The sequence below is a fragment of the Massilia sp. Soil_C_3 genome (assembly GCF_057657035.1).
The window spans coordinates 116,700-132,124 of record NZ_JBDGJG010000006.1 but is presented as its reverse complement, the minus strand read 5'-3'; the positions used below and the strand labels follow the sequence as shown (position 1 = coordinate 132,124).

11 protein-coding genes are annotated in these 15,425 nt (G+C 66.7%); all 11 read right to left on the bottom strand.

All coding sequences use genetic code 11. The features are described from left to right. Window positions 1-103: 103 nt before the first annotated feature. Window positions 104-1,654 (bottom strand): UdgX family uracil-DNA binding protein, encoded by a 1,551-nt coding sequence (locus AC3A6F_RS13505; RefSeq protein ID WP_487682086.1) that lies wholly within the window; start codon window positions 1,652-1,654, stop codon window positions 104-106. Next, a complete protein-coding gene (locus AC3A6F_RS13500) occupies window positions 1,651-2,880 on the bottom strand; it encodes a putative DNA modification/repair radical SAM protein (protein ID WP_109346055.1) in 1,230 nt (409 codons plus the stop codon). Before AC3A6F_RS13500 ends, AC3A6F_RS13505 begins: the two co-directional genes overlap by 4 nt. 104 nt (window positions 2,881-2,984) lie before the next feature. Continuing rightward, on the bottom strand, window positions 2,985-4,556 hold the full coding sequence (locus tag AC3A6F_RS13495) for a tetratricopeptide repeat protein (RefSeq protein ID WP_487681513.1): 1,572 nt from the start codon (window positions 4,554-4,556) through the stop codon (window positions 2,985-2,987). Window positions 4,557-4,562: 6 nt separating this feature from the next. Beyond that, window positions 4,563-6,776 (bottom strand): putative bifunctional diguanylate cyclase/phosphodiesterase, encoded by a 2,214-nt coding sequence (locus AC3A6F_RS13490; protein ID WP_487681511.1) that lies wholly within the window; start codon window positions 6,774-6,776, stop codon window positions 4,563-4,565. Window positions 6,777-6,784: 8 nt separating this feature from the next. Next, window positions 6,785-8,950, bottom strand: coding sequence for an HDOD domain-containing protein (locus tag AC3A6F_RS13485; protein ID WP_487681509.1), 2,166 nt, complete (start codon window positions 8,948-8,950; stop codon window positions 6,785-6,787). A 316-nt stretch (window positions 8,951-9,266) separates the two neighbouring features. After that, window positions 9,267-10,556: a multidrug effflux MFS transporter gene (locus AC3A6F_RS13480; RefSeq protein ID WP_487681507.1), complete on the bottom strand. Its 1,290-nt coding sequence runs from the start codon at window positions 10,554-10,556 to the stop codon at window positions 9,267-9,269. A 12-nt stretch (window positions 10,557-10,568) separates the two neighbouring features. Next, on the bottom strand, window positions 10,569-11,771 hold the full coding sequence (locus AC3A6F_RS13475) for a THUMP domain-containing class I SAM-dependent RNA methyltransferase (protein WP_487681505.1): 1,203 nt from the start codon (window positions 11,769-11,771) through the stop codon (window positions 10,569-10,571). Between the two features lie 270 nt (window positions 11,772-12,041). Beyond that, a complete protein-coding gene (locus tag AC3A6F_RS13470) occupies window positions 12,042-12,455 on the bottom strand; it encodes a CopD family protein (RefSeq protein ID WP_123069768.1) in 414 nt (137 codons plus the stop codon). Window positions 12,456-12,473: 18 nt separating this feature from the next. Then, window positions 12,474-13,739 carry a glutamate-5-semialdehyde dehydrogenase gene (locus AC3A6F_RS13465; protein ID WP_487681503.1) on the bottom strand — a complete coding sequence of 422 codons (1,266 nt, stop codon included), beginning with the start codon at window positions 13,737-13,739 and terminating at the stop codon, window positions 12,474-12,476. A 136-nt stretch (window positions 13,740-13,875) separates the two neighbouring features. After that, window positions 13,876-14,889 carry a DNA polymerase III subunit delta gene (gene holA, locus AC3A6F_RS13460; protein ID WP_487681501.1) on the bottom strand — a complete coding sequence of 338 codons (1,014 nt, stop codon included), beginning with the start codon at window positions 14,887-14,889 and terminating at the stop codon, window positions 13,876-13,878. 14 nt (window positions 14,890-14,903) lie between these two features. Continuing rightward, window positions 14,904-15,425 (bottom strand): LPS-assembly lipoprotein LptE, encoded by a 522-nt coding sequence (locus AC3A6F_RS13455; protein WP_487681499.1) that lies wholly within the window; start codon window positions 15,423-15,425, stop codon window positions 14,904-14,906.

The following is a 15,425-nucleotide window of genomic DNA, read 5'->3' as shown; positions in this document are numbered from 1 at the left end:
CCGGTGACGAGAATCGCCAGATCTTACGCCAATGGCATCGTTGGCGAACCCGCTGTAACACGGCTGTTTCAATTACATGAGCGGCGCATATCGTGCATATATGTCAGCCTTCCGGCGGCTCCGGCACATCGGGCCGGTCCAGCAATTCCTGCGCCAGCTTCAAGCCTTCGACCATCACCGAAAACGCCTCGTGCTTGGACGCTTCGTCCGGCACGCGCAGCACGTACGACGGGTGGTAGATCGTCACCACCCAGCTGTCGCCATGGCGCACCGGCCGGCCCAGCTTGTCCTTCAGCGTCACGCTCCCGGTCTGCAGCACCGACTTGAGCGCGGTCGCGCCCATCGCCACGATGACCTTGGGCTTGCGCGTGGCGATCTCTTTCTCGAGCCAGTAGTGGCAGGCCTCGATCTCCTTCTGCGCTGGCGTCTTGTGCAGGCGCCGCTTGCCGCGCGGCTCCCACTTGAAATGCTTGACGGCGTTGGTGATGTAGACGCCCTGACGCTCCACGCCGGCCTGCTCGAACACGCGGTCGAGCAGCTTGCCGGCCGGGCCGACAAAGGGCTGGCCGGCCAGGTCTTCCTGGTCGCCCGGCTGTTCGCCGACGAGCATGATTCTTGAATGTTTCGGCCCTTCGCCGCCAACCGCCTGGGTCGCGTGTTCCCACAGCTCGCAGCGCCGGCACTCGTCCAGCTTCGACGGCTGTTGGCGCTCGGGCTGCGCCTTTTCGGCCTCGATCGGGATCGTGCGGCCGCTGCGCTTCCCTACCGCCTCGACCTGGCCGATGCGGCGCGCGCCAAGGCCGGCCTGGCTCACCAGGGACGGCACCAGCGCGCCTTCCGGCAGGTTCTTCCAGAAGCGCGAAGGAATATGGCTGTTCATCACCTGCGTGTTCAGGCGCGCCGGGTTGAAGATGCTGCGGTAATAGGTCAGCCAAAGCGCCTCGCCGGCGTCATCCAGGTCGGCCGCGCTCGACATCAGGGGGCCGGTATGGTGCAGGGTGGCGCCATCCCACAGCACGCTGGCGTCGGGCGTGGCGATCATCCAGGTCACCTTGCCCATGCGTGCGACGAAGTGTTCGGCCACCTGCGGCAAGACGTCGTGGGCGGGTTCGAACCAGGCCACGAAATGGGGCGCGCCGGCCTCCATCGGCCGTTCGCGGAATCGGATGTAAGCGTGCATATCGTGTACCTCGCGCCGCACCGCCTTGACCATCGTGTGCAGCCGCTGCCCGTCCGGATCGGCGGGCGACTGCACGTCGTGCTCGCCCTGCTGCCAGCGCCAGATTACCCGGTACAGGAAGGCCCAGCGGTCATGGTCGCGAAAGCAGGCGGCGGTCTGCAGCGTCTCCATCAGGGAGCGCGGGACTTGTGGCCTCGGCGTTGTTGCGTTCGAAGGCTCCTGCACATCTGCTTGTGCCTGAGACGACAGGAGATCGCCTCCATGATGCGCGGCTTCGCCCGGCGCCGGCGCACCCGAGAACAGGTCGGCGCCCGGTGCGCCCCAGGTGATGGCCTGGGGCGGCACACCGGCGCGCAGCAGTTCGCGCGCCACCGCGCGCCATGCGGTAAAGCCGTCCACCAGCAGCGGCTGGCCCGCGCGCACGCTCGCTACCGCGGTCGCGGCCAGGGCGGCGGCGCTGGCGTCCAGGTTCATGCCGCCTGCAATTCGGGCCACAGATTCATCTGCTGCGGCGCATCGGCCATATGCTTGCGCAGCAGGTCGGAACTGGTCGCGCCCTGTGCCGGCTTGTAGTCGGCGGTGACGACGAAGGGGGCGAGCTTCTTGAGGCTGCAGCGCAGGCGAGACAGATCTTCCCAGCGGATGCGGCGCAGGCGGCGCAGCTCGACGATGCGCTTGGCGTTGCGCAGGCCGATGCCGGGAATGCGCGGGATCAGCGATGCATCCACCCGGTTCAGGTCCATCGGGAAGTGCTCGCGATTGCTCAGGGCCCAGGCCAGCTTGGGGTCGACGTCCAGCGCCAGGTTGCCCGTCTGCGGCATCAGTTCGCCGGCCGTGAAGCCGTAGCCGCGCAACAGAAAGTCCGCCTGGTACAGGCGGTGCTCGCGCAGCAGCGGCGGCGGCGCCAGCGGCACGCTGCCGGGGCTTTGCGGGATCGGGCTGAAGGCCGAGTAGTACACGCGCTTGAGTTTATAGCTGCCGTACAGCGTCTCGGCCGTGTTCAGGATGGTGTGGTCGTCGCTGGCGTCGGCGCCGACGATCATCTGCGTGCTCTGGCCGGCCGGCGCGAAGGCCGGCGCCTTCGGCTCCTCGGCTTTTTCGTCCAGCTTGCGGCGAATGGAACCCATCGCCAGCTTGATCGTGTGGACGCTTTTTTCGGGCGCGAGGCGGGTCACGCTGTCGTGGGTCGGCAGCTCGATGTTCACCGACAGGCGGTCGGCCCAGCGACCCGCTTCCTGGATCAGCAATGGATCGGCGTCGGGGATCGTCTTGAGATGGATGTAGCCGCGGAACTGGTGCACCTCGCGCAACTGGCGCGCCACCGCGACCAGCTGCTCCATCGTGTAGTCGGCCGACTGGATGATGCCCGAGCTGAGGAACAAGCCGTCGATGTAGTTGCGCAGGTAAAAATCCTGGGTCAGCTTGACCACTTCGTCGACTGCGAAGCGCGCCCGCGGCACGTTCGAGGTGCGCCGGTTGATGCAGTACTGGCAGTCGTAGATGCAGAAATTGGTGAGCAGGATCTTGAGCAGCGAGACGCAGCGGCCGTCCGGCGTATAGCTGTGGCAGATGCCCATGCCGGTGGTGGCGCCCAGGCCGTCCTTGCCCTCGGAGCCGCGCTTGGGCGCACCGCTGCTGGCGCAGGATGCGTCGTACTTGGCCGCGTCGGCCAGGATTTCGAGCTTGTCGTTGAGTTCCATCGCGCAGGCGTGACTGTATGGGCATACAGTATAACGCGGCGTGCATACGCACACGGTGCGCTGGCGCAGCCGTGCGAACCTGCCGGCGGTTCAAATGCGGTGCGTCAAACCGAAATCAAGCGTTCCGCCTGGGACAACTGTTGCGCTTCCATCCTGCTCGCGACCTTCGCCAGGTAGGCGCTGGCCGGCGCCACGCCGGCGCCGCCGGCCCGGTGCAGCCAGGCATAGGCCTCGACCAGGTCGCGCTGGGCGCCCTGCCCCGCCGCATACATCACGCCGAGGTTGAACTGGGCCCGCGCATGGCCCTGGCGCGCGGCGCACAGGTACCAGAAATGGGCCGCCTCGTAGTCGCGCTCCACGCCCTTGCCGCAGTCGTAGCGCAGCCCCAGCTCGAACTGCGCCAGCGCGTGCTTGTGGTCGGCCGCCTTGTGGAACCAGTCGGTCGCCTCGAACGGGTCTCCAGTCTCCAGCCGGTCGAGCAGCGCGCCGACCATGTACTGGGCCGGCGCGTAATCCTGACCGGCCGCGCGCCGGTACCAGGCCAGCGCCTGCGCGCTGTCCTGTTCGACGCCGTTGCCGCTCTCATAGCGCAGGCCCAGGTCGAACTGGGCCCGCAGGTGTCCCTGCTCGGCCGCCTTGCGATACCACTCGGTCGCCTGGGCCGGATCCTGCTCGACCCCGTTGCCGGCATCGAGCAGCTGTCCCAGCTGGTACTGGGCCGCCGGCAGTCCCTGCTCGGCCGCGCGCCGGTACCAGGCGGCCGCCTGCGCCGCGTCAACCGCCACGCCCTGCCCGTGCTCATAACGCATGCCGAGGCTGTTCTGGGCGCCGGCATGGCCCTGGTTTCCGGCGCGCCGGTACCACGCCAGGGCCAGCGCCTCGTCGCGCGCCACGCCGTGGCCCGTGTCATAGATAAGCGCGAGATTGAACTGCGAGCTGGCATGCCCCTGCTCGCCGGCGCGGGTGTACCACAGGATCGCCTGCCGGCTGTCCTGCTCGACGTCCTGGCCCTTGTCGTAGCGCAGGCCGAGATTGAACTGGGCCGGCGCATGGCCCTGCTCCGCCGCCTTGCGCATCCAGGCCAGCGCTTCGCGCGTGTCGCGCGCCACGCCCTGGCCGGCGTCGTAGCGCAGGCCCAGGTTGTACTGCGAGCGCATATAGCCCTGCTCGGCGGCACGCCGGTACCAGTGCAGCGCCGCTTCCTGGTCCTGGGCCACGCCCTTGCCGGTCTCGAACATCATGCCCAGGTTGTGCTGCGCGCCAGGCTCGCCCTGGTCGGCCGCCTGGCTGAACCAGTGCAGCGCCTGGCCCACATCGCTGGCCACGCCGAGGCCCTTCGCATACAGCCAGCCCAGGTTGTACTGGGCCGGCGCGTAACCCTGCTCGGCCGCGCGCCCATACCAGTGGGCCGCCTGGCCGAAGTCCTGCTCGACGCCCTGGCCCTTCTGGAGCATCACGCCGAGGTTGTACTGGGCCTGGGCCAGGTTCGATGCCGCCGCCATCCGGTACCAGGCCACCGCCAACTCGTCGCTCCTGGGCACGCCCTGGCCGCTCACATACATGAAGCCCAGGCGGTGCTGGGCCTGGGCCAGGCCGCGCTCGGCCTGCCCTTTCACTCGGAGAAATTCAGCGCTATACGTCGGCGTGGCGCTCGATTGCAGCGTGGCGTCGAGCATGGTCGGTCAGGCCTGCACCGCGCGCAGGGCGCCGCCCGACTGGGTGCGCAGCGCGGCCATGAAGTCCTGCAGCGAGATCGGGCGATAGAACAGATAGCCCTGCATCGTCAGGCAGCCGTTGGCGCGCAGGTAGCGCGCCTGCTCCTCGGTCTCGACGCCTTCGGCGATCAGGTTCAGGCCCAGGCCGCGCGCGATCGAGATGATCGCCAGGATCACCGGATAGTGGCCGTCTTCCTGGTGGATCTCCTTGACGAAGGACTGGTCGATCTTGACAGTGTGGATCGGGAAGCGGTGCAGGTAGGACAAGGACGAGTAGCCGGTGCCGAAGTCGTCGATCGCGATCGACACGCCCAACTGGCACAGCTTGTTGAGCTGTTCGATCGCATACTGCGGATTGCGGATGCAGATGTTCTCGGTGATCTCCACCTCGATCTGCTGCGGCGAGATGCCGTAGCGCGCCAGCGCGCCGCGCATCTTCTCGAAGAAATCGCCACGGTCCAGGTATTGCGGCGACAGATTGAGCGAAAGACGAATGTCGCTGCCGCCAATCGCATTCCACTGCAGCATGTCGCGGCACAGCGCGCCGATCATCCAGTCCGAGATCGGCAGCATCAGGCCGTTCTCTTCGGCGAACGGCAGGAACTCGCCGGCCGACAGGCGCCCGCGCGTCGGATGGTTCCAGCGCATCAGGGCTTCGGCGCCGGTGATGCGGCCGGTCATGGCGTCGATCTGCGGCTGATAGAACATCTCCAGCTCGTCGTGCTCGAGCGCGCGGCGCAGCGCCTGCTCGAGCGCGATCTTCTGGTGCGATACCTCGAGCATCGAGTCGTGGTAGAAGCTGTGGCCGTTCTTGCCCAGCGCCTTGACCTGGTACATCGCAATGTCGGCGTGGCGCAGCAGTTCGTCGATCGATTCGCCGTCCTTCGGATAGATCGCGATGCCGATCGAGGCCGAGATGTGCACCTCGTGGCCGTCCAGGTCGAACGGTTCCTGCAGCACCTCCAGGAATTTATCCGCCACCATGCGCGCGTCGTCGCGGTCGCGCAGCTCGGGCAGCACGATGGTGAATTCGTCGCCGCCCTGGCGCGCCAGCGTGTCGCCCTTGCGCAGGCATTCCTTCAGGCGGCCGGCCGCCTGCTGCAGCAATTCGTCGCCCTTCACGTGGCCCAGCGTGTCGTTCACCAGCTTGAAGCGATCGAGGTCGATGAACATCACAGCGAGCTCGGTCTGCTTGCGCTTGGCCTGGATCACGGCCAGGCCGAGGCGATCCTTGAACAGGATGCGGTTCGGCAGGTCGGTCAGGATGTCGTGGTAGGCCTGGTAGGAGATGACTTCTTCGGCGCGCTTGCGGTCGGTGATGTCGCGCGCCACGCCATAGGTGCCGAAGAATTCGAGCTTCTTGACTTCCTGGTCCGGCACGTGCATGCCGATCGCGTTGAGCGAGATCGTCATCAGGGTGGTGTTGAAGGTGCGGTCATGGCCATTGCCGCCACGGCACTTCAGGCGCAGTTCGACGTTGCGCGAGGCGCGCTCGTCGACGCGGCGTTCGTTGAACACGTAGCGCGCGCGCTCCAGGTCTTCCTCGTGCACCAGGATCGAGTAATGCTGGCCGATCAGCTCTTCGCGGGTGTAGCCCAGCAGCTGGTAGGCGCGGTCGTTGACGAAGGTGAAGCGGCCCTCGTGGTTCAGCGTATAGATGATGTCCGGCGACGAGTCCACCAGATAGCGGTACATCTTCTCGGAGTTCTCGAGCTGGTTCGCGATGCGCGCATTGTCGAGGGTCAGGCGACGGCGCTGCAGCGCATTGCTCACGGTGGAGAGCAGCTCCTCGCGGCTGTAGGGCTTGCGCAGGTAGCTGTAGGCGCCGCGCTTGAGCGCGCCGATCGCGGCGTCGATGCCGATCTCGCCGCTCATCACGATGACGTCGGCGTCGATGCCCCTTACGTTGATGAAGTCCATGATCTCGTGGCCGCCGATGTCGGGCAGGCGCAGGTCGAGCAGGACGAGGTCGAAGTGCTGGCGGGACAGCTGGGCCAGGGCTTCGGTCCCCGACGGCGCGGTGACCAGGCGGTAGCCGCGGCCCTGCAGCAGTTCGTACAGCGAAGACAGCAGGCGTGGCTCGTCGTCGACCAGCAGCAGGCGTGGCTGGCTGTCGGTCTCGAGGGTCTGGGAGAAAGGAGCGGGGTCGCCGGGAAGCATGGTGGCGGGATGCGCGTTCATGGTGAGGGTTAAGCGGAACCGAGGGCGCGCGCCGGCAGCGCGGGGGCCGCGCCGGCGCCGGACCACGCCGGCAGGAGGATTTCAAAGGAAGTGCCGGCGCTGCCGCTGCGGCAGGCGATGTGGCCGCCCAGTTGCCGCACCAGGCCGTGGACGATCGACAGGCCGAGGCCGCGACTGCCCTCGGCGCCGTCCTTGCTGCTCCTGACCGGAGCGAACAGGTTGGCCAGCACCTCGCGCGACAGGCCCGGGCCGTTGTCGCTGACGACGAGTTCCAGGTAGACCTGGCGCTCGCGGTTCACATGGCCGCGGTTGACGATCTCGATCCGCCCAGCCGGGCGCGAGCCCAGGGCCTCGACCGCGTTCTTGACCAGGTTGACCAGGATCTGCTTGAGCACGTCGGGATCGCCTTCGATCGCGCCATCGCCTTCCATGCGCGCCACGACCTGGGTCGTGGCCGGCACGTAGCCGCTGCCGCGGAACAGGCGCAGCACATCGTCCACCACCTTGGCCGCATCGACCGGACGCTCAGCGGCGTCGGGCGTCCTCTGGTCGGCCAGGCTGCCGATCAGCTGGCCGACGCGGTCGATCTCTTCGTTCAGGATCGACAGCTCGCCGCCCACCGGCTCCTGGCGCGCCAGCTTGCCGTCCAGGACGCTGAGGTAGTTCTTGATGATCGCCAGCGGATTGTTCACTTCGTGGATCACGCGGCGCGAGGCGTCGCGGAATTCCTCGGCCACGCTGGCCAGCTGGCGCCGTGCGTGGCCGCGCTCGAGCAGCAGGTTTTCCAGCGCACTCGCGGCCTGCGCGCCGAAGGCCTGCATGAAGCGCTCGCGGCGCCGGCAATGCGGCAGCTGCCAGCCCGGCACGCCGCCGACCAGCACGCCCAGGCAGCGCGGCCCGGCGACCAGCGGCACCACCACCAGGCTGTCGGTGCCCAGCATGCGCAGCAGCTGTTCCTCGGCCAGGCCCAACTGGCCCTGGTGGCGCGCGCGCTGCACGAAGGCCGGACGGCGCTCCAGCGCGCTGCGCGCGACCGGGCCGCCTTTCGCCAGCGGCAGCGTGAACTCGGCGATGCGCTGCGCGCCGAAGGTCGGCGCGCCGGCAAGCAGCTGGCCGGTCGGGTTCTCGAGCAGCACCACGGCGCTGTCGAAATCGAACAGGATGCGCGCGGTGCGCGTCATCGCGTCCAGCAGGCCCGACTCGCCCTGCTGGCGCGCCAGGCTCTGGCCGACTTCGGACACCAGCACCATATTGCGCACTTCCTCGTTCAGGCGCTGCTGCACCGGATCGACGGGCGGCGGCGGCGCATAGGCCGGCGGACTCGGGACGTCGTCGGCGCCCGCCAGGTCGATGCCCAGGTGGGCGGCCGCCTGCTCGACCTGGCGCGCGGCGTGTCCGACGAGCTGCGCCGCCTGCCCGGCGTCGATGCCGCACAGCGCGCCGGCTTCGCGCACCATCGTCGCATCGTCCGCATGATGGGACAGCACGTGCGCCAGGCGCACGATGCGGATCAGGGGATGGCTGGACTCGAGCCGCTCGCTCGGTTCGTGGTGGTACAGCACCGCGTCGGCCAGGAAGGAATCGAGCTGCCAACGCTCGATCAGCCAGGCGCCGGCCTCGGTATGGGTGATCTGCAGGGTGCGCTGCTCGACCGCGCACAGGTCGTCGTCGTCGCGCGCGGTGAAGTTGAAGCCGTATTCCTTGGGCGCCGCGGCCAGCAGCGCCAGCCGGCCGACGTTGTGCAGCAGGCCGGCCAGGTAGGCTTCTTCGGGATGCGCGTAGTCGAGCGCGCGCGCCGCGTCACGCGCCAGCACCGCAGCGCTGAGCGAATGCTTCCAGAACGCGCGCAGGTCGATGCTGTTCGAATGGGGGAAGCTGTTAAAGGTCTGGAACACCGAATCGCTGATGACCAGGGTCTTGATCATGTCGGTGCCGAGCGCCACCAGCGATTGTTCGAGGTCGGCGCTGCGCGTGTGGCGGTGGTAGGCGGAGCTGTTGGCGACCGCCAGCAGCTTGCCGGTCATGCCGGCATCCTTCGCGATCAGGGCGGCGAGTTCCGGCATGCCGAGGTCATCGGCCTGCAGGTGTTCGATCAGCTTGACCAGGATCTGCGGCATGGCCGGCAGACGGGCAATCAGCAAGCGATTGCGGATGTCCTGGTCGGATTGGTGCATGTTATCAAACACGGCCGCCGTTCGTCGAAGGGTTGGGTTGGTGGCCCTGCCGCTCGTGGAGGCCTGCCACAACATCTAGCACTTCAGTCCATGGAACAGGCGCGTCGAATGCCCCCTGCTCCAGATGTGAAAAACGTATCGTAGCATATATACATTTCTGATCAGGAACAATAGTTACGCTAATAACTCTTGTCGAGGGGATGCTCTAGAGCTAAACCGTGGGGAATGTGACATATGCTTGTTGCATCGATACGACTGTTGCACAAAAAATCGTGAATATTTATCCAAAAAAACCCGGCGCTGCCGGGTTTCGAATTCATGGAACGTGTTCGCCCCTGGCCCGTAATTTTCGCCGGTGACGCCGCGCCGTGTCCCAGAACGCCAGCGAGACCAGCACGAAGAACATCTGGCCGACGGCCAGCGCCAGCACCGAGTGCGACAGCATCGGCGCGACGACGCCGGCCACGATCGCGCCCAGCAGGGTCGAGACGAAGGACTGGCACGAGGCCACGGTGCCGCGGATGTGCGGGAACAGGTCGAGCGCCAGCAAGGTCGCGCCGGGCGCGATCAGCGAGCTGCCGAAGGTGAAGAAGAACATCGGCGCCACCGTCCACGGCAGCGCCGGCGGCAGGAAGGCGTGGTAGGTCACGTTGAAGGTCACCGCGGCGAGCATGAAGAAAAAGCCGATGCGGATCTGGCGCGCGAAGTCCATCCTGCCGGCCAGGCGGTTGGCCATCAGCGAACCGAGGAAGATTCCGCTCACGGTCGGCACGAACAGCCAGGCGAATTGCGACGGTCCCAGGCCCAGGCTCTCGGGCAGCATGACCGGCGCCGCCGCGATGTACAGGAACAGGCCGCCGAAGTTCAGGGCGGTCACGCCGGCCTTCATGTGGAACAGGAAGGAACTGAAGATGGCGCCATAGCTCTTGGCCAGGAAGCGCGGATTGAACGGCTGGCGCTTCGGTGCGGGGATGGTCTCAGGCAGGTGCTTCCAGCAGAACCAGCCGAGCAGCACGGTGTACAGGCACAGCGCCAGGAAGATCGCGCGCCAGTCGAACCACAGCACGATCCAGCCACCCACCACCGGTGCGATGGCCGGCGCGATCGAGAAGATCATCGTCACCATCGACAGCAGGCGCGCCGCCGCGGTGTCGGAATACAGGTCGCGGATGATGGCGCGTCCCACCACCACGCCGGCCCCCGCCGACACGCCCTGCATGATGCGGAACACCCACAGGTAGTGCACCGAGGACGCCGAAGCGCAGCCGAAGGTGCCGATCGCGAACACCACCAGCGCCACCAGGATCACGTTGCGGCGCCCGAAGGCGTCCGACAGCGCGCCATGCCACAGCACCATGCCGGCGAAGGCCAGCATATAGGCGGTCAGGGTCTGCTGCACCTCGAGCGGAGTCGCCGCCAGCTCGGCCTGGATCTGCGGGAAGGCCGGCAGGTAGGCGTCGATCGAGAACGGCCCCAGCATCGCCATGGCCGCCAGCAGGGTCGCCAGGCCGCCGGCCGACAGCATCACGATCTTGTGGGGGGGAGGAAGTGGAACCGGGGTGACGGGGTCCTTCGGAAGATCGGGCGGGTCGGTTGGCGGCAGCATCGTCAGTCCAGGTCAGTCCTGCTTTGGTTTTGCTTCTTCGCGACGGTTGAAGCCCGCCACCATGTCGAAGCGGAACAGGCGGCATTCGAGCGCGCCGTTGAAGAACGGCGTCTTGCGCGATTCCTTCAGGCGCAGCATCTTGGGCAATCCCAGGTCGGCAGTGAACAGGTAGGCGGTCCAGCCGGCGAAGCGCTGCTTGAGCGTGGTGGAGAAGGCCGAGTAGAAGCCCATTGCCATCTCGTCCTGCGGCACGGTGCTGTCGCCGCGCACGCCGATCCGTTCGCCGTACGGCGGGTTGGTGAGCAGGACGCCGGCCTGTTCGGTCGGCGCCACCACGTGCTGGGCCTCGATCTGCTTGAGCGGCACGTCGAACAGGATGCCGGCCACCTTCAGGTTATGGCGCGTCATGGCGACCATGTCGCCCGAGATGTCCGAGCCGAAGATGGTCGGCTCGGTCGGCAGCGGGTTCGGCTTGATCGCGGCCTTCATGTCGGCCCAGGCCTGGCGGTCGTGGTCGGCGAATTGTTCGAAGGCGAAGCGGCGGCGTGCGCCGGGCGGGATGCCCTGCACCATCTGGGCCGCCTCGACCAGGATCGTGCCCGAGCCGCACATCGGGTCGAACAGCGGCACGCCCGGCTTCCAGCCCGAGACGCGCAGCAGGCCCGCGGCCAGGTTTTCGCGCAGCGGCGCGTCGCCCGTCTCTTCGCGCCAGCCGCGCTTGAACAGCGCTTCGCCCGAGGTGTCGAGGTAGATGATGAAGTTGCGCTGGTCGAGGAAGCCGACGATGCGCATGTCCGGCTCGCGGGTGTTGACCGACGGACGCTTGTCGTACTGGTCGCGGAAGCGGTCGCAGATCGCGTCCTTGATCTTGAGCGTGGTGAATTCGAGGCTCTTGAGCGGCGACTTGACGGCGGTGACGTCCACGCGGATCGTGTGGTCGGGGCCGAACCAGTCTTCCCAGGGCTGCTCGAGCACCAGGTCGTAGATGTCGTTCTCGTTGGAGTAGCTGCGCTGTCCCATGCGCATCAGCACGCGCGAGGCGATACGCGAATGCAGGTTGACCAGCCAGGCGTCCTGCATCGAACCAGAGCAGTGCACGCCGCCCGGCACCTGGTTGTGCACCTTGAAGGTGGTGGAGAGTTGGGCGATCTCGCCCAGTTCTTCGGCCAGCGCCGCTTCCATGCCGCGCGGGCATGGGCAAAAATATGAGGCCATGAGGGGTACCCTTTGTCCGTTGATGAAGCTTTGAAGATAACGCGTCACCCGTAGTGGCGGATGACCGTTGGATTAGTTATTGCTACCTGCTCCGGCACGTCGTTCCCGCGAAGGCGGGAACCCAAGGCTGATACTCAGCCACAAGCGCTTATTTAAGTGACTGAGCAAGCACCTTGGGTCCCCGCCTTCGCGGGGAGTCGTTACTGGCAGTGGCAGTAACGACGTTTACATGGTGCGGGCCACAAGACCCGCGCGCAATGCGAGGCCGATTTAAAACGGCTTGACCGTCGCCAGGATCACGATCACCAGCAGCAGGATCACCGGCACTTCATTGAACCAGCGGAACCACTTGTGGCTGCGCGTGTTCACGCCGCGCTCGAATTTTTTCAGGATCGAACCGCAGGCGTGATGGTAGCCGATCGCGAGGATCACCAGCACCAGCTTGGCGTGCAGCCAGCCGTGCTTCATGCCGATCATCATCGCCAGGTACAGGCCGAGCAGCAGCGCCGGGACCATCAGGATCGTGGTGAAGCGGTACAGGCGGCGCGCCATGCCCAGCAGGCGTTCGGTCGCGGCCGGATTGGTTTCCTGGGCCAGGTTCACGAAGATGCGCGGCAGGTAGAACAGGCCGGCGAACCACGAGGCGATGAAGACGATGTGCAGGGCTTTGATCCAGAGGTACATGCGGTTCCTTGTTGTTGATTATTGACGAACTTCGCCGTGCCCGAACACGACGTACTTGAGCGAGGTGAGTCCTTCCAGCCCGACCGGACCGCGCGCATGCAGCTTGTCGTTCGAGATGCCGATCTCGGCGCCCAGGCCGTATTCGAAGCCGTCGGCGAAGCGGGTCGAGGCGTTCACCATCACCGAGGCCGAGTCTACTTCGCGCAGGAAGCGCATGGCGCTCGTGTAGTCCTCGGTGATGATGGCCTCGGTGTGCTTCGACGAATAGGCGGTGATATGGTCGATCGCTTCATCCATGTCGGCCACCACCCTGACCGCCAGGATCGGGGCCAGGTATTCGGTCGCCCAGTCTTCTTCGGTGGCGGCGGCAAGATGCGGATAGCCGGCCAGGATCTCGCGCGCTTCCGGGTCGGCGCGCAGCTCGACCTCTTGCGTCGAATACAGCGCGGCCAGGCGCGGCAGCACGACCGGGGCGATCCCGCGCGCGACCAGCAGGGTTTCCATCGTGTTGCAGGTGCCGTAGCGGTGGCATTTGGCGTTGAACGCGACCGCCAGCGCCTTCTCGATATCGGCCTTGTCGTCGATGTAGACATGGCAGATGCCGTCCAGGTGCTTGATCATCGGCACCGTGCTTTCCTTCATGAGGCGCGCGATCAGGCCCTTGCCGCCGCGCGGGACGATCACGTCCACATACTCCGGCATCGTGATCATGGCGCCGACGGCGGCGCGGTCGACGGTGTCGACCACCTGCACGGCGTCCTGCGGCAGGCCGGCGCCCGCCAGGCCCTCGGCCACGAGCGTCGCCAGCGCACGGTTGCAGTGGATCGCTTCCGAACCGCCGCGCAGGATGGCGGCGTTGCCGCTCTTGATGCACAGGCCCGCCGCGTCGACCGTCACGTTCGGGCGCGCTTCATAGATGATGCCGATTACGCCCAGCGGCACGCGCATCTGGCCGACCTGGATACCGCTCGGACGCACCTTCATGTTCGAGATCTCGCCGACCGGATCGGGCAAGGTGGCGATCTGGCGCAGGCCGGCGACCATGGTGGCGATCGCGGAATCCGACAGCGCCAGGCGGTCCATCAGGGCCGGGGCCAGGCCGGCGGCCTGCGCGGCGTCCAGGTCCTTCTGGTTGGCGGCGCGCAGGCTATCGGCATTGCGCTCGATGGCGGCGGCGATCAGTTCGAGTGCGCGGTTGCGGGTGGCCGTATTGGCGCGCGCCATGGCGCGCGAAGCGGCGCGGGCCTGGCGGCCCAGTTGGTGCATGTGTGCGGTGATGTCCATCGTGATTCCCGTTGCGTTGTATGTGGTCGGAACGGGTATGCATGTGTGCGTTGAACGCGTCGGCGGCAAAGCCGCCAACCCTACGTAGGGTTGGCGGGTCCCCCGCCGACGCGTTCAACCAGCGCCGCCTGACACGTTACCGCGCCACCTTCAACGCCAGCTGCAACATCGCATCCCACGCATCGCCCGCGAACCTTTTCGCGCGCAAGCCCTTGACCATGCGGTCGACCTGCGCCGCGTCCTGCAGCGCCGCCTCGAGCGTGCCAAGCGACACGCGGCGCAGCGCCGGTTCCATCATCCGCTCGCGCGGTCCCCAGATCCGGTATTCCTTCAGCAACGCGCCCAGCGGGCGGCCCTGCGACATGCCGGTCTTTAATTTTAGCAGCGTGCGGATTTCTTCGGACACCGCCCACAGCACCAGCGGCAGCGCCTCGCCCTCGCCTTTCAAACCCTCGAGCATGCGCGCCAGGCGCGCCGGGTCGCCGCCCAGCATCGCCTCGGACAGCTTGAACACGTCGTAGCGCGCCACGTTCAGCACCGCGTCGTGCACCTGTTCGAAACCGAGCTTGCCCGGTTCGTACAGCAGCCCCAGTTTCTGGATTTCCTGGTGCGCCGCCAGCAGGTTGCCCTCGACCCGGTCGGCGATGAAGTCCAGGCTCTGGCGCTCGACGCTCTGGCCCTGGCTCGACAGCCGCTGGCCGATCCAGCCCGGCAGGTGGGCGCGCTCGACGTTCGGGATGTCGATGTAGACGGCGGCTTGTTGCAGCGCCGTCACCCACGACGACTTGGCGGTCTGCCAGTCCAGCTTCGGCAGCGTGATCAGGGTGAGGTTGTCGGGGCTGAGGTCTTTCGCATAGCTCTGTAGCGCCGCGCTGCCGTCCTTGCCCGGTTTGCCGGTCGGGATGCGCAGCTCGATCAGCTTCTTGTCGCCGAACAGCGACAGCGCCTGGTTGGCGGCCAGCAGCTCGCCCCACTTGAAACTGCGCTCGACCGTGAGCACGTCGCGCTCGGTGTACCCTTGCGCGCGCGCCGTCTTGCGGATCCGGTCGGCCGCTTCCAGCGCGAGCAGGTGTTCGTCGCTGGTGATCACGTACAAGGGAGCCAGTCCCTTGCCCAGATGACCGTCGAGTGCCTCGAGCCGCAACTGCATCGTCGCTTACTTCCTCACGCCGGCTTGATCGCGGCCAGGCGACGCAGGATCTGCTGCACCAGGTCGGACTGCATGTCGCGGTACAGCAGCGCTTCTTCCGATTCCTTGGCCAGCACCTGCGATTCGTCGAAGGCGATGTTGCGGCGCAGGGTGATCTCGGTCGGCGCCAGCAACTGGCGGTTGTTGGCGTCGCGCACCTGGAACACCAGGGTGTAGCTGAGCGAATACTCGCGCACCCGGCCCAGGCTGTTGAGCGACAGGATAGACTTGCCGCGCGTTTCGCTGATCACGTCGAACAGGGCCTGGGCCTTCGAGGCGTCGGTCTCGATGCGCACGGTGTCGCCCGCGCGCAGATTGCGCTTGAGCTCCGTGCCCAGCGGCGAGGCTTCGTTGAACGACAACCAGATGCTCTGGAACGGCAGATTGTACTGGCCGTCGCTGCCGCGCAGCTGGAAGCCGCAGCCGGCCAGCACCGCCGCCATCATGCATGCGGCCAGCGCACGCACCAGGGTCTTGTTCGACACGAATTTGATCAT